The following is a 21,196-nucleotide window of genomic DNA, read 5'->3' on the forward strand; positions in this document are numbered from 1 at the left end:
GTCATCGCCTGAACACCCCCACCAGTTCGACATGCGACGACCACAGGAACTGGTCGATCGGCGTGACCGTCTCCAGCCGAAACCCGGCGTTGATCAGCACGCGGGCGTCACGAGCAAAGGTTTGAGGGTTGCACGACACCCCGACCACGACCGAGGCCTTCGTATCCGCGATCTGCGCCGTCTGGTCGATGGCCCCGGCGCGCGGCGGGTCGAACACGATGGCGTCGCACCCTTTGAGATCATATGGATTGAGCGGCCGGCGGAACAGGTCGCGCGCCTCGGCGGTGATGGCCTTCAGTCCCTTGGCCGAGCCGACGGCGGCCTTCAGCGCGTCGATGCCTGGTTTGGACGCGTCCGCCGCGATCACTGGCGCTACCGTCGCCAATGGGAAGGTGAAGGCGCCCGCACCGCAAAACAGGTCGGCGATCTTCCTGGCCCCCTTCACCGCCGCCACCGCGCGGGAGGTCATCGCGTCTTCCGCCTGGGGCACGGCCTGCAGAAAACCGCCGGCCGGGAGGGAGACCGTCGCCGGGCCGAACGCCACCTTGGGCTGACGCGCCATGACCAGGGTCTCGCCCGCCAGGCTGAGCCGCGCCAGATCGGCCCGGTGCGCCGCCTGGATGGCCTTCCACTGAGCATCGGCCGACAGCCCGCCGCCCGAGCGCCGCTCGACCCCCGTCACATCGACGTCCAGCCCCGACAGGGTCCAGGTGACATGCAGGGTCGGCGCGGATTTCGGATGTTCGAAGAAGGCCGCGGCCAACTCGGCCAGCGCCGGAATGGCCGCCACGATCCGGGGATCGGCGACGGGACAGGCCCGCACCTCGACCAGCCGCCACGAGCGACGCGCCTTGAACCCCAGCACCACGCGACCATCCTGGGTCCGCCGGGCGTGAAGCGCCACGCGGCGACGGCTTCCGGGCGGCGTCGCCACCGTCGCCTCGATCTCGGTCTCGATCCCCTCGCGCGCCAGCGTCAGCCGAACCTGCTCACGCTTCCAGTCTAGATACGGTCCCTCGGACCAGTGCTGAAGCGAGCACCCCCCGCAATCGCCATATTGCGGCGAAACCGGTGCGATCCGGTCGCGGCTGGGGGTGACGATCTCGACCTGCTCCAACCGGCCGTCCACGACCACGCCGCGCACCGTTTCGCCGGGCAGGGTCAGGCTGGCGAAGACTGGCCCCGACGGCGTCTGGGCGACGCCGTCGCCCTGGCCGCCGACGCGGTCGATCGTGAAGATATCCATCGGCGGGCTTCTAGCCGCGCGCCCCTTGCTTCTCAACCCGCGCGGCGTTTTGCGGACGCCATCGCGGGCTCGTGCAAGATGAACGAATATGAACGAGCCGATCAATTGCCGTTCAGCTTCGCGGCGGTAAATCTCTCTGCAACGAGACACGAGGCTTTGCCGTTAACGATTGACGGAAACCGTTCGGTCCTCAGAGGTTTGGAAAATGCGTCTCACCAAAACATCGCTCGCCGCAGTCGCCGCCCTGGCGCTCGGCGTCACGGCCGCCCCGCTCACGGCGTCGGCGCAAGTCTATTACGGCAACGGCTACAGCCAGAACTACGGCACCGGCTCGTATGCTCCATCCTACAACTACGGGCGCGGCTATCAGCAGTCCTACGACCCCTGCGCGCGTGAACGCCAGGGTCGTACCGGCGCCGGTGCAGTGATCGGCGGCGGCGCGGGCGCCGTCATCGGCTCGCAACTGGCCGCGCGCGGTCGTCGCACCGAAGGCAGCATCCTGGGCGGCGTCCTCGGCGCCGTGGTCGGGTCGCAGGTCGGCCGATCCAGCTCGGACGCCTGCCGCAGCTACCAGAGCAGCTATGGCCAGAGCAGCTATGGTTCGAATGGCTACTACGCCCAAGGCTACAGCCAGCCGAGCTATGGCTACTACGACGATCGCTACACCGGCGATCAGGGCTATCGTTACGACGATCGTCGCGACGACTACGCCTACGACCGTGGCGGCTATTACGACGACCGCTCGCGCCCGGTCGAATCCTATCAGAATTCAGACGGATGCCGTCTGGCCGAAAGCCAGGTCCGTTTGCCCGATGGTCGCACGGACACTCGATATGTCCGCACCTGCCCCGACCAGTACGGCCGCTATCGCGTCGTCGATTAATTTTCAGCCCCCCTGTCGATCGACGACGTGACGGGAGCCGCCGGAGGATCAGTCCTCCGGCGGTTTCTCTTTGTTCTGGGACTATCGCGCTTCGCGCGACTTGAGCGCATCTTGGTGGGCTATCGGCCTTCGGCCTACTTGAGCCCGTGTTTGAGGGCTATCGGCCCTCGCGCGACTTGACGTCTAGCCCGGCTTCTTTGCCCACAACAGGAACTCGACATTGCCGTCGCCGCCGGTGATGGGGCTCTCGGTCGTCGCCTGCACGATCCAGCCCATCGCCTCCAGCCAGTCCCGCACACGTTCGACGGCGGCGGCGTGGGCGGCGGGATCCTTGACCACCCCCTTCTTGCCGCCACCGGGACCGTCGGCCTCGAACTGCGGCTTGACCAGCGTCACCAGATCCGCCCCCGGCGCAGCCAGATCCAGAGCGGCGGGCAGCACCTTGATCAGGCTGATGAAGCTGGCGTCGCACACGATCAGCGACGGCGCCTCCGGGATCAGATCCGGCGTCAGGTCGCGCGCATCGGTCCGCTCCAGGCTGACCACGCGCGGATCGGCCGCGACCCGCTCATGCATCTGGCCAAAGCCCACATCGACCGCGAACACCTTGGCGGCGCCGCGATCCAGACAGACCTCGGTGAAGCCGCCGGTCGACGCGCCGACGTCCAGCACCACCCGTCCCTCGACCACCACGGGCCAGACGGTCAGGGCGTGGTCCAACTTCAACGCCCCGCGCCCGACCCAGCGGTGGGCGGGCTGGGCGTCCAGCGCCGCGTCGTCTGCGAACTGCTCGGACGGCTTTCGCACCACCACGCCGTTGGCGACGACCAGCCCCGCCTCGATGGCCGCCCGCGCCTGGGACCGGCTATCGAACAGACCGCGCGCGACCAAAAGCTGATCGATCCGCGTCCTCACGCCCTTCTTCCCTCGGGGGAGAAGGTGGCTCGCGGAGCGAGACGGATGAGGGGGCTGCCAAAGTCGGACCGAACATCAACGAGGGGATCAAGCTGAACCACCCCCCTCATCCGGCCCTCTGGGCCGCCTTCTCCCCCGAGGGGAGAAGGGCTCACAGCGACGCCAGACGCGCCAGCGCCGCCTGCAGCTTGACCTTGCCCGCCTCGGCCTCGGCCAGCTTGGCGCGCTGCTCGTCCACCACTTCGGGCGCTGCGCGCGACACGAAGTTAGGGTTGCCCAGCTTCTTGTTCACATGGCCGATGTCGCTGTCGAAGACGGCAATTTCCTTCTCCAGGCGCGCCCGTTCGGCGGTCAGGTCGATGATGCCCGCCAGCGACAGGGCGACCGTCGATCCGCCCGAAACGAAGGTCACCGCCCCGGTCGGCGCGGCCTCCGCCGACCCGACCTCGGACACCCGGCCCAGGGTCAGGATCAGGTCGCGATGTCGCGCGATCCGTTCGGCGGTCACGGCGTCCGGCGCGACGAACGCCAGCGGCGGCTTGGCCGCCGGCGGCACGTTCATCTCGGCCCGCAACCCCCGGATTTCCCCGACCAGATCGACCAGCCAGCCGATCTCGGCCTCGGCCGAGGCGTCGATGAAGCCGTCAGGCAGCACCGGCCATTCCGCGCCGATCAGCAGGCCTTCCCGCGCAGGCCCCTCCTTGCCCAGCTCGGCCCACAGCTCCTCGGTGATGAAGGGCATGACCGGGTGCAGCAGCTTCAGCGTCTGGTCCAGGGTCCAGGCGGTCATGGCCCGCGTCTCGGCCTTGGCGGCTTCATCGGCGCCATTGAACACCGGCTTGGCCAGTTCCAGATACCAGTCGCAGAAGACGTTCCAGACGAAGCGATACAGAGCGCCCGCCGCATCGTCGAACCGCCCGCCCTCGATAGCCTCGGACACGGCGCGTTCGGCCTTGGTCAGTTCGCCGCGGATCCAGCGGTTGATGGTCTGCTCGACGGTCGCGGGATCAAAGCCCTCGACGCGCCGCGCCTCGTTCATCTGGCTGAAGCGGGCGGCGTTCCACAGCTTGGTGCCGAAATTCCGGTATCCCTCGATCCGCTGCTTCGACAGCTTGATGTCGCGCGTGCCCGACAGGATGGCCATGGTGAACCGCAGCGGATCGGCGCCCAGCTCGTCGATGATGCCCAGGGGATCGATGACGTTGCCCTTGGACTTGCTCATCTTCTGGCCCTTCTCGTCGCGGACCAGACCGTTGATGATGACCCGTTTGAACGGGACCTCGCCCATGAAGTGCTGGCCCATCATCATCATCCGGGCGACCCAGAAGAAGATGATGTCCGCCGCCGTGACCAGGTCGCTGGTCGGATAGAACCGCTCCAGATCCTCGGTCTTCTCGGGCCAGCCCATGGTCGAGAACGGCCACAGGGCCGAGCTGAACCAGGTGTCCAGCACGTCCTCGTCCTGGGTCAGGGCGACTTCGGAATCATAGTCCGCCATCGCCAGTTCGCGGGCGTCCTCTTCGGTCTCCGCGACATAGATCTCGCCGTTCGGGCCATACCAGGCCGGGATGCGGTGGCCCCACCATAGCTGGCGGCTGATGCACCAGGGCTCGATGTTCCTCAGCCATTCGAAATAGATCTTCTCGTACGACTTCGGCTCGAACACCGTGTCGCCCTGCTCCACCGCCTTCAGCGCGGGCTGGGCCAGAACCTTGGCGTCGACGTACCATTGGTCCGTCAGCCACGGTTCGATGACCACACCGGAGCGGTCGCCGTGCGGGACGACGTGCTTGGTCTTCTCGATCTCGCGCAGCCAGCTCTCTTCCTCGGCCAGAGCGACGATGGCCTTGCGCGCCGCGAAGCGGTCGAGGCCTACGTAATCCGACGGCACGTCCGGCGTATCGATGTCGGTTATGCGGCCAAACGCGTCGAGGATGTTCAGCGACGGCAGACCCGCCCGCTTGCCCACGCCGAAGTCGTTGAAATCATGCGCCGGCGTGATCTTCACCGCGCCCGAGCCCTTGGCCGGATCGGCATAGTCGTCGGCTACGATGGGGATGCGGCGACCGACGATGGGCAGGGTCACGAACTTGCCGACCAGGCCCTTGTACCGCTCATCCTCCGGGTGAACCGCCACGCCGGTGTCGCCCAGCATGGTCTCCGGCCGGGTCGTGGCGACGACGATGAAGTCGCGCGTCTCCCATTCCGTCGCCTTGCCGTCCTCGTCGAAGGCGACAGGGTGTTCGTAGGTCACGCCGTCCGCCAGCGGATAGGCGAAGTGCCAATAGGCGCCGTCCACCTCGCGCTGCTCGACCTCCAGGTCCGAGATGGCGGTCTGGAAATGCGGATCCCAGTTCACCAGCCGCTTGTCGCGGTAGATCAGGCCTTCTTTGTGCAGTTGCACGAAGACCTTGCGCACGGCGGCGTTCAGCCCCTCGTCCAGGGTGAACCGCTCGCGCGACCAGTCGCAAGAGGCCCCCAGGCGACGCAGTTGCTGGACGATGGCGCCGCCGCTCTCGGCCTTCCATTCCCAGACCTTGTCGATGAAGGCGTCGCGGCCCATGTCGCGGCGACCGACGTTGCCGGAGGCGGCCAGCTGGCGCTCGACCACCATCTGGGTGGCGATGCCCGCGTGGTCCGTGCCGGGCAGCCACAGCACCGCCTTACCCTTCATCCGATGATAGCGGGCCAGAATGTCCTGCAGCGTATTGTTCAGCGCATGGCCGACGTGCAGGCTGCCGGTCACGTTCGGCGGCGGAATGACGATCGAATAGGCGTCGGCGGCGCCGTCGGTCGCGGCGGCGGCGCGGGGCGCGAACAGGCCGCTCTCTTCCCACTGGGCGTACAGACGGGGCTCGGCGGCCTGGGGTTCGAAGGTCTTCTCAAGCATGGGACTTCTTTGATCGTTGTCGTGCGGCGCAAGCGGCGCGGCCGCACGGGGCCTCGAATGACAAAGGGCGGCCCCAGCAGGAGCCGCCCTTCGATTAGTCTGCGGTGAAGCGAAGGGCTAGGCGCTGCGCGCGATGCGTTCGACTTCCTTTTGTACGGCCGCCTGGACGATGGCGGGTAGATTGGCGTCCAGCCAGTCCTTCAGCAAGGGGCGCAGCATCTCTGCGACCATGGCCTCGACGGTGTTGCCGCTGACGAAGGGCAGGTCGCCCGACGCGGCCTGCGCCGGTTCAGGCTTCTTGAAGGAGGCGGCCAGGCCGGCGAAGGCCGAGGCGGCGCTGGCGGCGGCGCTGTCGCCGACCAGGGTGTCATAGGACGGCGCAGGCTCGGGCGCCGATTCGGCATAGAGCGGCGCGGGTTCCGGCTCGGGCTGATACGGTTCGGGCGTGTGCTCGACCACGTCCAGGTCGCCGATGGTTTCGGCCGGCGCTTCGTAGCGGTCCGTCAGTTCAAGCACGTCGTCCTCGACGGCTGCGGGTTCCGGCGTCGGCTCGACGGGTGCGGCGAAGATGGTCTCGGCCGCCAGCGGCTCGGGCACAGGTTCAGGCGTGGCTTCAGGCGCAGCTGCGGCGGGCGTCTCGGCCGGAGCGTCATCTTCGGAGATGATCCGGCGAATCGACGCCAGGATCTCTTCCATGGTCGGTTCCTGGGCGGACTGATCGGTCATGGCGCAACCTTGGGCGAGGCCTGGGAAGAAGTTGGCTTACGGACTAGGCCGCACGCCGCGAAAGGGTCAGGCGCCGAACGACGGATCGTTGGGCGCCTATGCCTTGTCGTCGCATCTTCGCCCGTCGGAATCAACGGGCGGTTTCAGTCCGTATTCGGCGGTCGTCAGTTCTGCGGCGCGGTGCGGACGACCTCGCCTTTCAGCTGCGTGTCGATCGGCGCATCGGCGGCGTCGGCGGCGGCGACGATCGGCGGCGAGGCCACGCGGTCCAGCGTCTCGATCACGCCATCCCAGGGCAGACCGCCGCGCCCCTTGACCTGATCGTAGTTGGTCGCGGGATCATAGGCGTCGATGGAGGGGTTCAGCGCGGGGCCTTCCAGCTGACCCATGGCGGCCAGCAGCGAGGCGCGGGCCACATATTCGGCGGCGCGCGCGCTGGCGACCAAGGTCTGCGAGTTCCGCAGGGCCAGTTCCTGGTTCAGCACGTCCAGCGTGGTGCGCAGACCGACCTGGGCCTCCTGGCGCACGCCCTCGGCGGCGACCGAGGCGGCGCGAACCGCCTCGCTGCCTGCCGATACCGTGGCGCGGGTCGACAGGACCTGGGCGTAGGCCGAGCTGACGTCCTGAAGCACCGTGCGGCGCTCGCCTTCGATGGAAATCTGGGCCGCATTGGCGCGCTCCAGCGCCTGGGCGACGCGCGAACGGTTCAGACCGCCGGTGAACAGCGGCACCGACAGGGTGGCGCCGGCGGTGAAGCTGCGACGGTCGGCCAGTTCGCCGAGGTCGCCCAGATCGTTGGTCGAACCGCCATACGAAGCGGTGGCGCGAACAGACGGCAGATATTCCGAGCGGGCGGCGGCGACGGCCGCCTCTGCGCCTTGCAGCGTATAGGTGGCGGCCAGCACGCCGGGATTCCGCTGAAGGGCGGTCTCGATGGCGACGTCGAAGTCGCTGGGCACGGCCGGCAGGGCCGGCGCGGCTTCCAGATCGCTAGGCGACTGGCCCACGACGGCGGCATAGGCGGCGCGCGAGGTGGACAGCTGGGCTTGGGCATTGGCCAGATCGGCTTCCGACTGCGCTTGCGACGCCTCGGCCTGGGCCACGTCGGTGCGAGTGATCTCGCCGACCTCGAAGCGGGCGCTGGTCTCTTCCAGCTGGCGCTGCAGGACGGTCAGGTTTTCCTGGCGGATTCGCAGGATTTCCATGTCACGGGTCACGTTCACATAGGCCTGGATGACCGACAGCATGACCGACTGTTCGATCTCGCGCAGGTTCTCGCGGCCGGCCAGGACGCTGGCGCGGGCCTGGTCGATGGCGCGCGAGGTGCGGCCGGCGGTCCAGATATTCTGGCTCAGGCTGACGCCCACATTCGCGCCGTCGGTTTCCGACGAGGAGGACGAAACCTGGGTGTCCGGCACGCCGTCGCCGTTGGTGTCCACGAACTGGGTCACGGTGGGGAAGTCGCTGCGGGTGTAATCCACGCCCACCGAGGCGCTGAGGGTCGGGCGCAGGCCGGAGCGGGCCTGGACCACCGTCTCATCCAGCGCGCGCTGGTTGGCGCGTTGGGCCAGCAGGTTGGGATTGGTCCGATAGGCCAGGGCGATCGCGTCCTGCAGCGTCTCTGCCCAGGCAGGCGCACCCAGTCCGGTCATCACGGCGACCACTGCGGCCGAAGCCAGCACACGCGAGCGTTTCAACATTGTCCGTCCTTGCCTGACGCCCCGAGGAACGCCCGAATGTTTTCTCAAGCGTAACTGCGGCCTGACCGAACCACACGCCAGTTAAGTTTTCTTCACGGTTGCGAACGGGATTTCCGTCGCAACCATGCGTCCCTTGTTTCTTACAGCGCGAAAGTGGGGGCCGGCGTCAGCTCGGCAAGGACCGACGGCGACGAATCGAACAGTTCGCGACGCGACAGGCCTTCGCGCGTCTGCACATACAGGGCCGCCTTGCCGATGGCGCCGCGACGCTCGACCACAACGATACGGCCGCCGGGACGAAGAGCGGCGCCCCACGATTCGGGCAGGCTCTGCACGCCGCCCTCGGAAATGATCAGGTCCCAGCCTTCACCGGCCGGTTGGGCCAGCGGCGCGACGACCGTCGTCACGCCCTCGGCCGCCAAGGGTTCGCCGACGACGGCGAAAACGGCGTCGTCCGATTCCTGGGCGGTGACGCTCACGCCCATGCGCGCCAGCACAGCGGCGGCGTAAGGGGCGGCGATGGCCAGGGCCTTCTCGCCTGTCCGCGCATCGGCGGCCTGCAGCAGCTTGGCGACGTCGCGGGCGGGCATCAGGCGACGCTCGCCGGCGATGACCACCGATTCTTCGGAATAGGCGGCGAAGGCGCGGTCGGGCGCGCAGTACGATTCACGCGGTACGGCCATCATGGCCAGGTGAATGGCGCGATCGGTCACGTCGTTCACCCGCACCTGCGAGTCGACCATAGCCTTGCGCTCGGCGGTGAAATCCATCTGTAGGGCAGCCTTCAACGATAATCCGGGAGGAAAACTCGCGCGCTTATAGGTCCGTGCGTTGCAGCGGACAATCCGATCTGATAGCGAACGCCCCTCGCGATGACCGCCCCCGAGAAATCGGGGACAAAAAAGCGGCCTGATGGCGGAGTGGTGACGCAGAGGACTGCAAATCCTTGCACCCGGGTTCGATTCCCGGTCAGGCCTCCATCGCGATGACACGGACAAAGGCCGCCCCTCGGGGCGGCCTTTGCGTTTTCAGCCCCGCGCCAGCGCCGTCGTGGTCAGATGATGCAGGGCGACCGCGCTGGTCGCGGCGACGTTCAGCGAATCGAATCCGCCCGCCATGGCTATGCCGACGGGCCGGCAGCGGTCGATCAGCTTTCGCGGCAGACCCGGCCCCTCCGACCCCAGCACCAGGGCGACCGCCCCCGTGCGCCGATAATCCGACAGACGCTCCGTCGCCGACGGCGTCAGGGCCAGCACCTCGACGCCCGCCTGTAGCAGCGCATCCACGATGACCTCGCCCTCGGCAACGGCGAACGGCGTACGCAGCACGGCCCCGACCGAGACGCGAATGGCCTTGCGGTAGAAGGGATCGCAGCAAGTCGCATCCAGCAACACCGCCTTGGCCCCGAAGGCGGCGGCGTTCCGGAACAGCCCGCCCATATTGTCGTGATTGCCGATGCCGCTGGCGACGACGAACACATCCTGAGGCCTCACATCCGCCAGCAGTTCGGCCAGCGCCGGCGGCGCAGGCTTTTCGCCCAGGGCCAATATGCCCCGATGCAGCTCGAATCCGGCGATCCGATCCAGCACAGGCTGGCGTGCGACATAGACGGGCGTTCCAGGCGGCAAGGTCTGAATGACGTCGTCCAGCGCGGCCACGCGCTTTTCGGCCAGCAGCAGCGACAACGGCCGGCAGCGCGACGCCGCCGACGCCAGCCCACGCACCACCACCTCCCCTTCGGCGATGAACAGGCCTTGCCGGCCCGTCAGATCACGCTCGCGGATGTCGCGATACGCCGCAACACGCGGGTCTTCGAGATCGTCGATAATTATCGGGGTCATTTGCTCATTTACCCGTTGCACGATCCGAACACCCGCTGCTATAGGCCCGCCTCCCGAGCATGTTCCGCGGTAGCTCAGTGGTAGAGCAGCCGACTGTTAATCGGCTGGTCGTAGGTTCGAATCCTACCCGCGGAGCCACTCGGGGCGAATGATTGGATCGAGCGTTTTGCTCTCCAATCACGCCCATGCCCCCTCCCCTGACGACAGCTTTCGACGACGCCTCTGACCGTCTGACAAAAAGAAGCCCGACGCGGGCGCCGGGCTGCAAAAGGTTCGGTGATGGTTGTCCCTGAGGACGACCCTTTCGTTAACCGAATTGGTTGCCAAAATCTTAATTCGCCTGATCCGGCAGCCAGGCCGCCTGACGACCGTTGGGCGCGACAGGCCAGCTGATGCGCCATCCCTGGCCAGCGCGCTCGATGGAAAAGCCCGCCGCGCCGCCCGGACCGGGGTAGTCAAAGCTCCGCCCGTCGACGGTGATCGTCGTCGCGCCGATTGGTCCCGCCATGGCGCGCCACCCGCCTCGCCCTATAGGCGCAGCCGTCGCGGAAACCCCGTTGATCGTCACCACAGGCGCGGCGCCGTCGGTGCGGCCTGAAGCCATCAGGGTCGCCCCGTCCGAGTCCACGGCGTCCAGCCCGCCCGCGCCATCCAGACGAACGGTCGGCTGGCCTGCGGCGATCAGCACGACAGGCCCCGCCCCGCCCTGGATGACCACCAATGTCTCTGGCGAGACGGCCGCGTCCTCGCCCACCTGCACCTCGGGCGTGAACCGCACATCGCCGTGCAGGGGCGGCAGCCGAAGCTCGAATCGGCCCGCCCCATCCGCGCTGGCGGCCACCGCTGCCGCACCCGGCGCACGCAGCACGACGCGCGCATTCGGACCCGCCGCCCCGCGCACGACCAGCACCCCGCCATCACGTGCCACACCGTCGATCAGCGGCGGCCGGACCCAGGGCGATGCCTCGTCCGCCCCCGTCGGCCCCGCCACGCCGCCCCGCGGGTCGGAACAGGCCGCCGCAGCCAGGACCGCGACACACGCGACGATCATCCGACGTTTCATCCTTCGCCTCTACGATATAGGACTGGCGACCCAGCGGCTTGAGCCTGTGTTAGCTTGAGCGCCGTCGGTTTGGCCATGGCCAGATCCGGTATTCGTTTTCTTCGAGGCTCCATGTCCCTGCCCCCCGTTTCGTTCCTGCCGTTCGACGGCTCTTCCGTCTGCCTGTTCTGCGGCGCCTCCGAAACCGCCGATCCCTCCTACACCGAGGCCGCCTACGCCTTCGGCAAGGCGACGGCCGAGGCCGGCTGGCGGCTGGTCTATGGCGGCGGCGGTGTGGGCCTGATGGGGGCCTCGGCGCGCGGCGCACATGACGCGGGCGGCCGGGTCGTCGGCATCATGCCCGCCTTCCTGCGCAGCCGCGAACGCCTGTTCGACGAGGTCGAGACCGTCGTCGTCACCTCGATGCACGAGCGCAAACAGCTGATGTACGATCAGTCGGACGCCTTCGTGGTCGCCCCCGGCGGCATCGGCACCCTGGAAGAGGTCGTCGAACTGCTGTCGTGGAAGCGGCTGGATCTGCACCACAAACCGGTCGTCTTCCTGAACCTGAACGGCTTCTGGAACGGCTTTTTCGCCCTGATGAAGCACAGCGTCGAGGAAGGCATGACCCCGCCTTCGTTCCTCGACGCCTGGACCGTCGCCGACACCGTCGAAGAGGCGATGGCCCAGGTTCAGGCTGGCGGCGACGTGCCGCAGCTGAAACATGATCAGCGGTAAGTGATCGACGCTAATATTCGCGCGACTACGTATTGACAGTTTTTATGGAAAACTGACATGGGGGCGCAGCGGCACGACGCCGTTCTTCATTTCGGAGAGTTTTCCATGCGCGCCCTGCTCATCGCCGCCGCCCTGTTCGTCGCCGCTCCGGCCGTCGCCCAGGCCCCTGCCGCCACCAGCCTGACCCTGGTCGACGCCGCCTCGGCGCCCGCCCGCGCCACCATCATCGACGGCGCGCGCTGGTCTTGCGAAGGCGCAACCTGCACCGCGTCGGGCGGCACGCCGCAACCTGCAACGCGCGCCTGCCGTCGCGTGGTTCAGAAGTTCGGTCCCGTGACCGCCTTCTCCTACAAGGGCGTGGAACTGAGCGCCGAAGAACTGGCCGTCTGCAACGCCTGATCCCGGTCGAGGCGGTTTAGGCCGCCTCGCCTCTCAGACGCCGCTGGATGGTCTCGCGACCGATCAGCGGCGCCATGGCCGCCATGTCCGGCCCATGCGGCTGGCCCGTCAGCGCCAGACGCAGCGGCATGAACAGCGCCTTGCCCTTGGCGCCGGTCTCGGCCTTGACGGCCGAGGTCCAAGCCGACCAGGCGTTCTCGTCGATCACGTCCGGCAGCAGACGCAGCGCCGTCTCGATGAAGGCGACGTCCTCGATCACCGGCTGTACCGGCCCCTGGACGATCTTCGCCATTTCAACGACATCGGCGAACTTGGTCAGGTTGCCGCGCACCACAGACCAGAAGGTTTCGCCCAGATCGGCGCCCAGCGCCTGAAGACGCGGCTGAGCCGTCGCATAGTCCATCACATGCAGAGCCTGGGCGTTCAGCCGATCCAGATCCGCCGTGTCGTAACGGGCCGGCGACCGGCCCATCTTGGAAAAGGCGAAGCTCTGACCCAGGGCCTCGACCGAGGCGCCGACTTCCAGCGGATCGGATGTGCCGATGCGGCCCAGGTGGCTGGTGATGGCGATGGGTTCATATCCCTGGTCGCGCATGTCGCTGATCGACAGCGAACCCAGTCGCTTGGACAGGGCCGCGCCGTCGGCGCCGACGAGCAGCGGCATATGGGCGAAGCCGGGGACCGAGGCCCCGAGCGCCTCGAAGATCTCGATCTGCGCGCCGGTGTTGGTGACGTGGTCCTCGCCCCGGATGATGTGGGTGATGGCCATGTCGATGTCGTCCACGACCGACGGCAGGGTGTAGAGGAACAGGCCGTCCTCGCGGATCAGCACCGGGTCCGACATGGAGGCCGTATCCACCTCGGCATGACCGCGCGCCAGGTCTTCCCAGGCGACCCGCTTGCCTTCCAGCTTGAAACGCCAATGCGGGCGACGGCCCTCGGCTTCATAGGCGGCCTTCTGGTCTTCGGTCAGCTCCAGCGCGGCGCGGTCGTAGATCGGTGGCAGGCCGCGCGACAACTGCACCTTGCGGCGGCGGTCCAGTTCGTCGGCGGTCTCATAGGCGGGATACAGCCGACCCGAAGCCTTCAGCTTGGCGGCGGCCTCCTCATAGCGGTCAAACCGCTTGGACTGGTTGTAACGCTCGTCCCACAGCATCCCCAGCCAGGTGAGATCGTCCTCGATCCCCTGTTCGAACTCGGGCGTGGAGCGCGCCAAGTCGGTGTCGTCGATCCGCAGCACGAACGACCCGCCCTGCCCCCCGATCTTGGCGCTCTGGGCGAACATCCAGTTCACCAGGGCGGTGCGGACATTGCCGACGTGCAGCTTACCCGTGGGAGACGGGGCGAAACGGACCTTGACGGACATACGATAGAGACCTTGAAAGCGAGGCGGCTAGGTCACCCCGCAACCCGGCGAAGTCAAGGCGCGGGTGGATTGAGCGGGACGTCATGATAGATTTGCATCCGTCATGAATGCGCCTGTGCAAATCCGAAAGCCCGAAGTCGCCGAGCGGCTGCGCGAACTTGCACGCCTTGAAGGCAAATCCATTACCGATCTGGTCGAGGACATGGTCCGAGAGCGAGACGAACGGCTGGTCGCCAGACGCGAGGCTGAAATCGAGGCCAAACTCGCCGCAGTCGAACAAATCGTCGCCCATTTCAACAGCCTGCCGATCATCGGCCCGTTACTCACGGACGATGACATCTACGACGAAGACGGCCTGCCCAAATGATCGTGGTCGATGTCTCCGCCTTGGTGGCGGTGCTTCTGCGAGAACCGGAAGATATGGCGTTCCGCCGGTTCATGGCGCGTGAAACAGACCTGTTCATGTCGCCTGTCGGTTATTGGGAAGCGGCAACGCGTCTGAGAGCACTGCGCGGTGAGGCCGGCGTCGCGGATCTGGATCTCGTGATCGCAAGTTTGGGGATACGGATTGCCCCCGCCACATCACGCACGGCGTCTCTGGCCGCAGGCGCCGAACGAGACTTCGGCAAGCGCACGCCCGCGAGGCTCAATCTCGGCGACTGCTTCGCCTACGCCTTGGCCAAGGAAAGCGACGCCCCCTTGTTGTTCAAGGGCGACGACTTCGGCCAGACTGACGTGATCCCGGCTCTTTCCGCCTGAACGGGCTGAAGGTCAGTCGTCGCGGTGAACGCGTTCGCGGCGTTCGTGGCGTTCCTGGGCTTCGACCGACAGGGTTGCCGTCGGGCGGGCTTCAAGACGGCCCAGGCTGATCGGTTCGCCCGTATCCTCGCAGTAGCCGTAGGAGCCGTCCTCGATCCGGCGCAGGGCGTCGTCGATCTTGGAGATCAACTTGCGCTGGCGGTCACGGGTGCGCAGTTCCAAGGCCCGGTCGGATTCCGATGACGCGCGATCCACCAGATCGGGGTGGTTTTCGGTCTCCGCCTTCAGATTGACCACCGTGCCCTTGGACTCGCGAAGGATGTCATCCTTCCAGGCCAGAAGCTTCTTCTTGAAATAGGCTTGCTGCCGTTCATTCATGAACGGCTCGCTGTCAGACGGCCGATACGGGCCGGTTTCGTCGGACACAACGGACGCCAAAGCGTTCATCGATCTCACGCTCTCTAACACGCCCCCCTGTGGCGTAGATGGCCGTATAGTCAGCCTGTCGAGTCGCGGCAACGCGGTTCTCGATTCCGTGATCCGATTACGGCGATCCGAGGGCTTACAGTGACAAATGTCACTCACCTGGGAAGCTTAGCCGACTGAGATTAGGGGATTATTCCGCTTTAGCCCCGTTTCCCGCGCATTTCAGCCTTCGCCAGTTCCACGGAGGCCCGCAGGTCGATCTGGTCCAGCAAGGCGCTCAGATCCGCATCACCGTCGTCTGTGCGCTCCTCGCGCAGGGTTCGCGCCAGCTGATCCAGCGAGCCTTCGTCCGCATCGCCCGTCAGTAGCGCCAGCTTGAGTTCGTCCAGTCGGTCCAGAAGACCGCCGCCCCGTCGGATCGCCCGGCGACGCTTCTCCAGCGGCCCCTCGATCCCTTGCAGCGCCATCAGGGCCGAGACGTCAGAGACGCCGCCGGCGGCAGTGCTGGCCGTCGCGGCCGATGGCGACGCCGCAGCCGGCGCCTGGCCCAGCGAAAAGCCGCTGGCGGATCGCGTCGTGCGTGTGCTTGCGGGCGTGCTGACGCCGTTTGGGCCGACAACCTTCATGCGTAGGTGCTCCGCGTCATGACCCCATGCATGACGGGCGGCGGTGACTGTTTGGTTAACGCCCCGGCAAATCCTGCCGCTTCAATACCGCTGCAAAGCCAGCCGATGTTGAATTCACGTCGTTAATTATCCGGCATGATCCTCGCAAGGAAGAAGGCGTAACCTTGCGTGGACGTCTGACCGATGCAAAATCTGCTTGCCCGCCTCATCGCCTCCGTCGCCGCGACGATCGTCGTCGCCGGCGGTGCGACCTCGGCGCTGGCCCAGTCGCAGTCGCGCATCAAGGACATAGTCGCCGTCGAGGGCGTGCGCGGCAACCAGTTGGTCGGCTACGGCATGGTCATGGGCCTGAACGGCACGGGCGACAGCTTGCGTAACTGCCCCTTCACCCGCCAGTCGCTGGAAGGCATGACCGAGCGGCTGGGCGTCAACATCCGCGGCGCCAACGCAAACACCAAGAATATGGCCGCCGTCATGGTCACCGCCGACCTGCCGGCCTTCGCCACGCCCGGCTCGCGCGTCGATGTGTCGGTCGCCTCCATGTGCGACGCCAAGAGCCTGCTGGGTGGTTCGCTAGTCGTGACAAGTCTGCAAGGCGCGGATGGTCAGGTCTATGCGGTGGCCCAGGGGTCGGTTCAGACCGGAGCCGTCTCGGCCTCCGGTGGATCGGGTTCTTCGGTCACGCGCGGCGTGCCGACTGCCGGCCGGATCGCCTCCGGCGCGGTGGTCGAACGCGAGACCGGCTTCCAGATGGCCAACATGAACGAGGTGCGCCTGAACCTGCGCAACCCCGACTTCACCACCGCCCAGCGTGTCGCCGCCGTGGTCAACGCCGCCTACCCCGGCTCGGCTCTGGCCGAGAACGGGACCGTGGTCGCCCTGCGTGCGCCGGGACAGTTGGGCATGGCCGGCTTCATCAGCCGGATCGAGAACCTGGCGGTCAGCGTGGACACCCCCGCCAAAGTCATCATCGACGAGGTCAACGGCGTCATCGTCATGGGCGACGCCGTCCGCATCTCCCGCGTCGCCATCGCACAGGGCAATCTGACCATCTCGGTCGACGAACAGCCGTTCGTCAGCCAACCCGCACCTTTCAGCCAGGGCCAGACCGCTGTCGTGCCGTCCACCCAGGTCAGCGTGGAAGAGGACCTGGGCACGCAGATGCGCATGGTCGGGGGCGGGGCCAACCTGTCCACCCTGGTCAACGGTCTGAACGCCCTGGGCGTCAGCCCGCGCGACATGATCAGCATTCTTCAGGCCATCAAGGCCGCCGGCGCCCTTCAGGCCGACATCGAGGTGATGTGAGCATGAGCGACCTGACCGTCTCCCCCGATCTGTTGCGGCCCGCTGCGGCCGCCCCCACGGCTCCGAACCGCGACAAGATCGAGGAAACCGCCAAGGCCTTCGAGGCCACCTTCATCTCGCAGATGCTGAAGCCGATGTTCGAAGGCCTGTCGACCGACGGCCTATTCGGCGGCGGTCAGGGCGAGGCGACCTGGCGCAGCTTCATGCTGGACGAAATGGCCAAGAACACGGTCAAGGCCGGCGGCATCGGCCTGAGCAACACGGTCATGGCCGAAATGCTGAAGATGCAGGAGGGACGGCAATGAGCGACACAGAGCTGGCTCAGGCGCGCGTGCGCCAACTGACGACCCTGACGTTGCGCCTGACCGAGCGCCTGGAAGCCGAGACCCTCGCCTTCGCCGACGGCCGCCCCCAGGACGTGGCCTCAGGCCTGGCCGAGACCCAGGAGATGGCCAATCTCTACCGCCGCGATTCCGCTCACGTGAAGGCGAACCCGGCCCTGCTGAGCGGCGCGCCACTCGAAGACCGCAAGACCCTGATCGAAGCCACCCGCGCTTTCGACGCCGTTCTGACCCGTCACGGGCGCGCCGTCGACGCCGCCCGCCAGATTTCCGAGGGCCTGGTCCGCGCCATCGCCGAAGAGGTCACGGCCGCCCGCACCCCGGCCTCCGCATACGCCGCCGACGGCCGCGCGGCCCAGGGCGACGGCCGCGCCGTGGCCTTCAATCGAACCGCCTGATCGGCATTGCCTAATTTTTAAGCGAAGACGTGTCAGAACGTCTTCATGACGCTGACCGTTCGTCTTCTTGGCTTGGCTTTCGCATCCGCCGACACGCTGGTCGAGGTGGACCCGAAGGGCGTCGTCTCCTTCGCGATCGGCGCGGGCGCCGTATCAGGCGAGGACGCCGGCGCGACCTGGACTGGCAGGGCGCTGATCGATCTGCTGCACGAAGGCGCCTCGACCCTGACGGCGCTGCGCAACATGAAGCCGGGGTCGCGCATCCCGTCCACCTCCATTCTCGTCTCGGCCGGTCCCGACCGCGTGCGACGCGCCTCGTTCAGAGCCTTCATCCTGCCTCAGATGGCGCCGGCCGTGTCCTGCGCCATCTCCTATGAAGGTCCCGCTTTCGCCCTGGCCGACCTGGCCATCCGCCCCCTGCTGGAACCGGAGGATTTCCTGGCGGACGCCGGGCGCGTGCTGGACGCCAACCCTGATCTGGCCCTGTCCTTCGTCGATGTCCGGGGAATGGAGAACGTCAGCGACGAAGTCGCCGACCGTCTGAACCGCCGCATCGAGGCGACCCTGCAATCCGCCGCCGTCGAGGGATCGAGCGCGGCCCAGGTGACCGGCGCGCGTTTCGCCCTGCTGCGTCCCGCCAACGACCGCCGCGACATCGCCGCGGAGATCATCGAGGCCGGCCGTGCCGAAGGTTTGTCGCTCGGCGCCGAAGCCTTCAGTTCGCCCGTGCCGCCGGGATCGGATTCGCTGTGCGTCCTGCGCGCCATGCGGTTCGCCATCGAGGGCTGCCTGAAAGGCGATGGCCTCGCCAACCCGCAGATCGCCTTCGCGGACTCGCTGAAACGCACCTTCCGCGACGCCGAGACCTTCCGCAGCCTGGTCAAGTCGCGTGAATTCCAGGTCCATTACCAGCCCATCGTCCACCTCGACTCGCGCGCCGTTCATCACTTCGAGGCCCTGACCCGCTTCAACGCCAACAGCGGCCCGGCCGACGCCATCCGCATGGCCGAGGAACTGGACCTCATCGAATCCTTCGATCTGGCCGTGGCGGAAAAGGTGCTGAAGCGGATGCGCCAGTCGGGCGCCGGCCTGCTGAAGATGGCGATTAATGTCTCCGGCGCCTCGCTGGGCGACGACACCTATGTCGAACAGCTTCTGCGCATGACCGCCGGCGCGCCCGAGGAACGCCGACGCCTGATGGTCGAAGTCACCGAGACCTCGGCCCTTGCGGACATCGAGGCGGCCGACCGGCGCCTGGCCGCCCTGCGCGAAGCCGGCATCAAGGTCTGCATCGACGACTTCGGCGCGGGCGCCGCCGCCTTCGACTATCTGCGAAAGCTCTCGGTCGATGCGGTCAAGATCGACGGCGCCATCGTGCGCGACATCGAAACGGACGAACGGTCAAAGGCCATGCTGCACAGCATCGTCGAACTGTGCCGCTCGATGAAGCTGGAAACCATCGGCGAGATGATCGAGACCGAAGGCGTCGCCGCCGAGATGAAGACCGCCGGCGTCGATTACGGTCAGGGCTGGCTGTTCGGCCGCGCCGAGGCCGAACCCCGCACCCAGCTCAGCAGCCCGTCGATGGTTCGCCGCAAAGGCGCCGTCGAGGCCTGGGGCTGACGGCTAGAGGCGGCAACGGTGACCTAGCCATCCTATTCCGGTCCGCAAAGCCTAGACAGATCAGAGACCTGACTTCAACCATCGACAATCGACCTGTCGTGGGGTCAAGCCGTGCGATGATGATCCGTTCGGTCTTTGAAAACTCAAATCCATCCAGAAGTTGGACTCGTTAGACTCGTTGGACTGTTTTTTCTGACTTGGAGTCCAAGTCGGATCACAGGGCTAAGGTGCGCGTGATATCCAGCGCGGCCAGAAAGTCCGCATCGTGGCTGACGACGACCAGCGCCCCATCATAGGCGGTCAGCGCCGCCTCCACGGCCGCGATGGCGTCCAGGTCCAGATGGTTCGTCGGTTCGTCCAGCACCAGCAGGTGCGGCGGCGTCGCGCCGGTCATGACGCAAGCCAGGGCCGCCCTCAGCCGCTCACCGCCTGACAGGTCCCCGACCCGCCGCTGGCCCGCGGTATTGCGAAACAGGAACCGCGCCAGCGCCGCCTGGGCGTCGTTGGCGCTACCTTGCGGGTTCAGCCGCCGCCACGCCTCGACCAGCGTTTCGTCCGGCTTCAGAATCGCCGCCTCCTGATCCAGCAAAACCGCCCGCACCGGCCGCTCGACGGACCCGGCCGTGGGTTCCAGATCGCCTGTGATCAGCCGCAACAGGGTCGTCTTGCCCGCGCCGTTCGCCCCGGTCACCGCGACACGCTCCGGCCCGACCAGTCTGAGGTCGATCGGTCCGACGATGGTCCGCCCCTCGGGCGTCGCCCACGACGCCTGATCCAGCGTCAACACCGTTCGCCCGGCCGCCAGTCCCGTCGTCGGCATAGGAATCGCCAGCGCCCGCGTGCGCTCCACCCGCTCCTGCGCCGCCGCCAGCGCGCCTTGCGCCGCCTCGGCCTGGCGCGTGGCCAGCAACCGGTCGCGCCCGCCGCTGTTCTGGGCCCGCTCGGCCCGTGCGCCAAGCAGGATCTTGGGCATGTCGCCCTTGGCCGCCTTGCGCCGCCCCGCCGCGTCGCGCTTCGCCTTGGTTTCGGCTCGCCTCTGCGCCTCGGCGCCCGATCGCGCGACGTCACGCTCAGCCTCGGCCAGCACCCGCTCCGCCGCCTCCCGCTCGGCCGCCTTTCGCGCGACATAGAGGTCATAGCCGCCGCCGTAGATGGCCACGCCCAGGGCCGACACTTCCACGATCCGATCCATCCGACGCAGCAGGTTGCGGTCGTGGCTGACCACTACGGCCCCGCCATCCCAGCGCCCTATCACCTCGGCGACCAGCGCCCGCGCCTCCACGTCCAGATGATTGGTCGGCTCGTCCAGAAGGATCAGGTCCGGCTGCGCCAGCATCAGGCCGGCCAGCCTCAGCCGCGTCTGCTCGCCCCCGCTCAGGCTGACGGTCGGTCGCTCCAGCGCGAGCGCCGACAGCCCCACGGCCGCCAACGCCTCGCCCAACCGCGCCTCCAGCGTCCAGTCGGCCTCGGCCAAGTCATCGGCCGTCCCCTCGCCGGCCAACACCCGCGCAATGATGGCCAGGTCGTCTGCGACGCCCAGTGTCTGCGCCGCCGTCTCGTTCGGCGCAGGGTCATATCGCTGATCCAGCATACCGATAGAGCCGGCGCGCGCCACCACGCCCTCGGCCGGCGCAGCAGCGCCCGAGATCAGCCGCAGCAGCGTGCTCTTGCCCGCGCCGTTGCGGCCGACGACGCCTGTGCGCTCGGCGCCGAACGTCAGGCTTAGATTATCGAATAGGGTTGCGCCGTCAGGCGTCCTAGCGGCGACCTTGTCGAGTGTCGCGAGTGCGGACGGGGACGCGCTTCGGCTTGGGCTGGTTGGCATTGAGGATCACGAGCAGCATGGCGGACAGGGCGGAACCGGTGGCCAATGCGATGATCATGATCGTCAAACCTTCTGCAAAAAACGCGTCAGAACAAGGAGGATGGGTCGTAATCCTGCAATGCGCAAGTCTGGCGTCGAACACGGCCG

Annotated in this window: 21 protein-coding genes and 2 tRNA genes; 11 read left to right on the top strand and 12 right to left on the bottom strand. The window is 67.1% G+C overall.

The features are described 5' to 3' along the window. Window position 1: 1 nt before the first annotated feature. Window positions 2-1,246: a class I SAM-dependent RNA methyltransferase gene (locus ACP69V_RS09740; RefSeq protein WP_426023649.1), complete on the bottom strand. Its 1,245-nt coding sequence runs from the start codon at window positions 1,244-1,246 to the stop codon at window positions 2-4. A 205-nt stretch (window positions 1,247-1,451) separates the two neighbouring features. Between ACP69V_RS09740 and ACP69V_RS09745 the strand changes: the two genes are divergently transcribed. Then, window positions 1,452-2,129, top strand: a complete 678-nt coding sequence (locus tag ACP69V_RS09745) for a glycine zipper 2TM domain-containing protein (protein ID WP_426023650.1) — start codon at window positions 1,452-1,454, stop codon at window positions 2,127-2,129. Window positions 2,130-2,312: 183 nt separating this feature from the next. Here ACP69V_RS09745 and ACP69V_RS09750 read toward each other — a convergent pair whose 3' ends face one another. From ACP69V_RS09750 to ACP69V_RS09770, 5 genes are all read right to left on the bottom strand, one after another. After that, window positions 2,313-3,044: a TlyA family RNA methyltransferase gene (locus ACP69V_RS09750; protein WP_426023651.1), complete on the bottom strand. Its 732-nt coding sequence runs from the start codon at window positions 3,042-3,044 to the stop codon at window positions 2,313-2,315. 151 nt (window positions 3,045-3,195) lie between these two features. Then, entirely contained in the window at window positions 3,196-5,934 is a 2,739-nt protein-coding gene (locus ACP69V_RS09755) for a valine--tRNA ligase (protein WP_426023652.1), read from the bottom strand. A 117-nt stretch (window positions 5,935-6,051) separates the two neighbouring features. Continuing rightward, window positions 6,052-6,660, bottom strand: coding sequence for a DUF2497 domain-containing protein (locus ACP69V_RS09760; protein WP_426023653.1), 609 nt, complete (start codon window positions 6,658-6,660; stop codon window positions 6,052-6,054). 164 nt (window positions 6,661-6,824) lie between these two features. Further along, window positions 6,825-8,360 (bottom strand): TolC family outer membrane protein, encoded by a 1,536-nt coding sequence (locus ACP69V_RS09765; RefSeq protein ID WP_426023654.1) that lies wholly within the window; start codon window positions 8,358-8,360, stop codon window positions 6,825-6,827. A 140-nt stretch (window positions 8,361-8,500) separates the two neighbouring features. Then, the gene (locus tag ACP69V_RS09770; RefSeq protein ID WP_426023655.1) at window positions 8,501-9,148 is read right to left on the bottom strand and encodes a protein-L-isoaspartate O-methyltransferase family protein; all 648 of its coding nucleotides are present in this window, start codon (window positions 9,146-9,148) and stop codon (window positions 8,501-8,503) included. A 118-nt stretch (window positions 9,149-9,266) separates the two neighbouring features. On the opposite strand from ACP69V_RS09770, the gene ACP69V_RS09775 reads away from it, so the two are divergent. Next, a tRNA-Cys gene (locus ACP69V_RS09775) sits at window positions 9,267-9,340 on the top strand. Window positions 9,341-9,388: 48 nt separating this feature from the next. Here the strand turns inward: ACP69V_RS09775 and ACP69V_RS09780 are convergent. Then, on the bottom strand, window positions 9,389-10,201 hold the full coding sequence (locus tag ACP69V_RS09780) for a TrmH family RNA methyltransferase (protein WP_426023656.1): 813 nt from the start codon (window positions 10,199-10,201) through the stop codon (window positions 9,389-9,391). Between the two features lie 63 nt (window positions 10,202-10,264). On the opposite strand from ACP69V_RS09780, the gene ACP69V_RS09785 reads away from it, so the two are divergent. Continuing rightward, window positions 10,265-10,339: transfer RNA gene (locus tag ACP69V_RS09785), tRNA-Asn, on the top strand. 193 nt (window positions 10,340-10,532) lie between these two features. Here ACP69V_RS09785 and ACP69V_RS09790 read toward each other — a convergent pair. Continuing rightward, a complete protein-coding gene (locus ACP69V_RS09790) occupies window positions 10,533-11,252 on the bottom strand; it encodes a hypothetical protein (protein ID WP_426023657.1) in 720 nt (239 codons plus the stop codon). Window positions 11,253-11,375: 123 nt separating this feature from the next. Here ACP69V_RS09790 and ACP69V_RS09795 point away from each other — a divergent pair, with 123 nt between their 5' ends. Together ACP69V_RS09795 and ACP69V_RS09800 are read left to right on the top strand one after the other, a co-directional pair. Then, the gene (locus ACP69V_RS09795) at window positions 11,376-11,981 is read left to right on the top strand and encodes a TIGR00730 family Rossman fold protein (protein WP_426023658.1); all 606 of its coding nucleotides are present in this window, start codon (window positions 11,376-11,378) and stop codon (window positions 11,979-11,981) included. Window positions 11,982-12,086: 105 nt separating this feature from the next. Next, complete coding sequence (locus ACP69V_RS09800) at window positions 12,087-12,380, top strand: CC_3452 family protein (RefSeq protein WP_426023659.1); 294 nt, start codon at window positions 12,087-12,089, stop codon at window positions 12,378-12,380. A gap of 16 nt (window positions 12,381-12,396) precedes the next feature. Here ACP69V_RS09800 and gltX read toward each other — a convergent pair whose 3' ends face one another. Continuing rightward, window positions 12,397-13,746, bottom strand: coding sequence for a glutamate--tRNA ligase (gene gltX, locus ACP69V_RS09805; RefSeq protein ID WP_426023660.1), 1,350 nt, complete (start codon window positions 13,744-13,746; stop codon window positions 12,397-12,399). A gap of 115 nt (window positions 13,747-13,861) precedes the next feature. Between gltX and ACP69V_RS09810 the strand changes: the two genes are divergently transcribed. Together ACP69V_RS09810 and ACP69V_RS09815 are read left to right on the top strand one after the other, a co-directional pair. Then, window positions 13,862-14,113 carry a type II toxin-antitoxin system VapB family antitoxin gene (locus ACP69V_RS09810; RefSeq protein ID WP_426023661.1) on the top strand — a complete coding sequence of 84 codons (252 nt, stop codon included), beginning with the start codon at window positions 13,862-13,864 and terminating at the stop codon, window positions 14,111-14,113. After that, window positions 14,110-14,505 carry a type II toxin-antitoxin system VapC family toxin gene (locus tag ACP69V_RS09815; protein WP_426023662.1) on the top strand — a complete coding sequence of 132 codons (396 nt, stop codon included), beginning with the start codon at window positions 14,110-14,112 and terminating at the stop codon, window positions 14,503-14,505. Before ACP69V_RS09810 ends, ACP69V_RS09815 begins: the two co-directional genes overlap by 4 nt. A 12-nt stretch (window positions 14,506-14,517) precedes the next feature. Here the strand turns inward: ACP69V_RS09815 and dksA are convergent, their stop codons facing one another. Together dksA and ACP69V_RS09825 are read right to left on the bottom strand one after the other, a co-directional pair. Then, entirely contained in the window at window positions 14,518-14,952 is a 435-nt protein-coding gene (gene dksA, locus ACP69V_RS09820; RefSeq protein WP_346495876.1) for an RNA polymerase-binding protein DksA, read from the bottom strand. Between the two features lie 179 nt (window positions 14,953-15,131). After that, window positions 15,132-15,557, bottom strand: a complete 426-nt coding sequence (locus ACP69V_RS09825; RefSeq protein WP_426023663.1) for a flagellar assembly protein FliX — start codon at window positions 15,555-15,557, stop codon at window positions 15,132-15,134. 183 nt (window positions 15,558-15,740) lie between these two features. On the opposite strand from ACP69V_RS09825, the gene ACP69V_RS09830 reads away from it, so the two are divergent. Genes ACP69V_RS09830 through ACP69V_RS09845 form a run of 4 tightly spaced genes read left to right on the top strand, consistent with a single transcriptional unit; the run spans window position 15,741 to window position 19,224 of the window. Further along, complete coding sequence (locus ACP69V_RS09830) at window positions 15,741-16,862, top strand: flagellar basal body P-ring protein FlgI (RefSeq protein WP_409715623.1); 1,122 nt, start codon at window positions 15,741-15,743, stop codon at window positions 16,860-16,862. 2 nt (window positions 16,863-16,864) lie between these two features. Then, window positions 16,865-17,167, top strand: coding sequence for a rod-binding protein (locus ACP69V_RS09835; protein ID WP_346495873.1), 303 nt, complete (start codon window positions 16,865-16,867; stop codon window positions 17,165-17,167). Next, window positions 17,164-17,601, top strand: coding sequence for a flagellar basal-body protein FlbY (locus tag ACP69V_RS09840; RefSeq protein WP_426023664.1), 438 nt, complete (start codon window positions 17,164-17,166; stop codon window positions 17,599-17,601). The genes ACP69V_RS09835 and ACP69V_RS09840 overlap by 4 nt, the downstream gene beginning before the upstream one ends. A 45-nt stretch (window positions 17,602-17,646) precedes the next feature. Continuing rightward, window positions 17,647-19,224 (top strand): EAL domain-containing protein, encoded by a 1,578-nt coding sequence (locus ACP69V_RS09845; RefSeq protein ID WP_426023665.1) that lies wholly within the window; start codon window positions 17,647-17,649, stop codon window positions 19,222-19,224. Window positions 19,225-19,438: 214 nt separating this feature from the next. Here the strand turns inward: ACP69V_RS09845 and ACP69V_RS09850 are convergent, their stop codons facing one another. After that, window positions 19,439-21,049, bottom strand: a complete 1,611-nt coding sequence (locus tag ACP69V_RS09850) for an ABC-F family ATP-binding cassette domain-containing protein (RefSeq protein WP_426023666.1) — start codon at window positions 21,047-21,049, stop codon at window positions 19,439-19,441. Window positions 21,050-21,196 lie beyond the last annotated feature (147 nt).

Source organism: Brevundimonas sp. PWP3-1b1 (assembly GCF_049896065.1).
In the GTDB taxonomy this organism is placed as follows: Bacteria; Pseudomonadota; Alphaproteobacteria; order Caulobacterales; family Caulobacteraceae; genus Brevundimonas; species Brevundimonas intermedia_B.

Excerpts from the sequence above, each read along its gene's own strand:
- ACP69V_RS09845 (WP_426023665.1), top strand. The coding sequence starts at position 17,647 with ATGACGCTGACCGTTCGTCTTCTTGGCTTGGCTTTCGCATCCGCCGAC.
- ACP69V_RS09840 (WP_426023664.1), top strand. The coding sequence starts at position 17,164 with ATGAGCGACACAGAGCTGGCTCAGGCGCGCGTGCGCCAACTGACGACC.
- ACP69V_RS09800 (WP_426023659.1), top strand. The coding sequence starts at position 12,087 with ATGCGCGCCCTGCTCATCGCCGCCGCCCTGTTCGTCGCCGCTCCGGCC.
- gltX (WP_426023660.1), bottom strand. The coding sequence starts at position 13,746 with ATGTCCGTCAAGGTCCGTTTCGCCCCGTCTCCCACGGGTAAGCTGCAC.
- ACP69V_RS09815 (WP_426023662.1), top strand. The coding sequence starts at position 14,110 with ATGATCGTGGTCGATGTCTCCGCCTTGGTGGCGGTGCTTCTGCGAGAA.
- ACP69V_RS09825 (WP_426023663.1), bottom strand. The coding sequence starts at position 15,557 with ATGAAGGTTGTCGGCCCAAACGGCGTCAGCACGCCCGCAAGCACACGC.
- ACP69V_RS09745 (WP_426023650.1), top strand. The coding sequence starts at position 1,452 with ATGCGTCTCACCAAAACATCGCTCGCCGCAGTCGCCGCCCTGGCGCTC.
- ACP69V_RS09790 (WP_426023657.1), bottom strand. The coding sequence starts at position 11,252 with ATGATCGTCGCGTGTGTCGCGGTCCTGGCTGCGGCGGCCTGTTCCGAC.
- ACP69V_RS09850 (WP_426023666.1), bottom strand. The coding sequence starts at position 21,049 with ATGCCAACCAGCCCAAGCCGAAGCGCGTCCCCGTCCGCACTCGCGACA.
- ACP69V_RS09830 (WP_409715623.1), top strand. The coding sequence starts at position 15,741 with ATGCAAAATCTGCTTGCCCGCCTCATCGCCTCCGTCGCCGCGACGATC.
- ACP69V_RS09740 (WP_426023649.1), bottom strand. The coding sequence starts at position 1,246 with ATGGATATCTTCACGATCGACCGCGTCGGCGGCCAGGGCGACGGCGTC.
- ACP69V_RS09760 (WP_426023653.1), bottom strand. The coding sequence starts at position 6,660 with ATGACCGATCAGTCCGCCCAGGAACCGACCATGGAAGAGATCCTGGCG.
- ACP69V_RS09780 (WP_426023656.1), bottom strand. The coding sequence starts at position 10,201 with ATGACCCCGATAATTATCGACGATCTCGAAGACCCGCGTGTTGCGGCG.
- ACP69V_RS09795 (WP_426023658.1), top strand. The coding sequence starts at position 11,376 with ATGTCCCTGCCCCCCGTTTCGTTCCTGCCGTTCGACGGCTCTTCCGTC.
- ACP69V_RS09765 (WP_426023654.1), bottom strand. The coding sequence starts at position 8,360 with ATGTTGAAACGCTCGCGTGTGCTGGCTTCGGCCGCAGTGGTCGCCGTG.
- dksA (WP_346495876.1), bottom strand. The coding sequence starts at position 14,952 with ATGAACGCTTTGGCGTCCGTTGTGTCCGACGAAACCGGCCCGTATCGG.
- ACP69V_RS09755 (WP_426023652.1), bottom strand. The coding sequence starts at position 5,934 with ATGCTTGAGAAGACCTTCGAACCCCAGGCCGCCGAGCCCCGTCTGTAC.
- ACP69V_RS09835 (WP_346495873.1), top strand. The coding sequence starts at position 16,865 with ATGAGCGACCTGACCGTCTCCCCCGATCTGTTGCGGCCCGCTGCGGCC.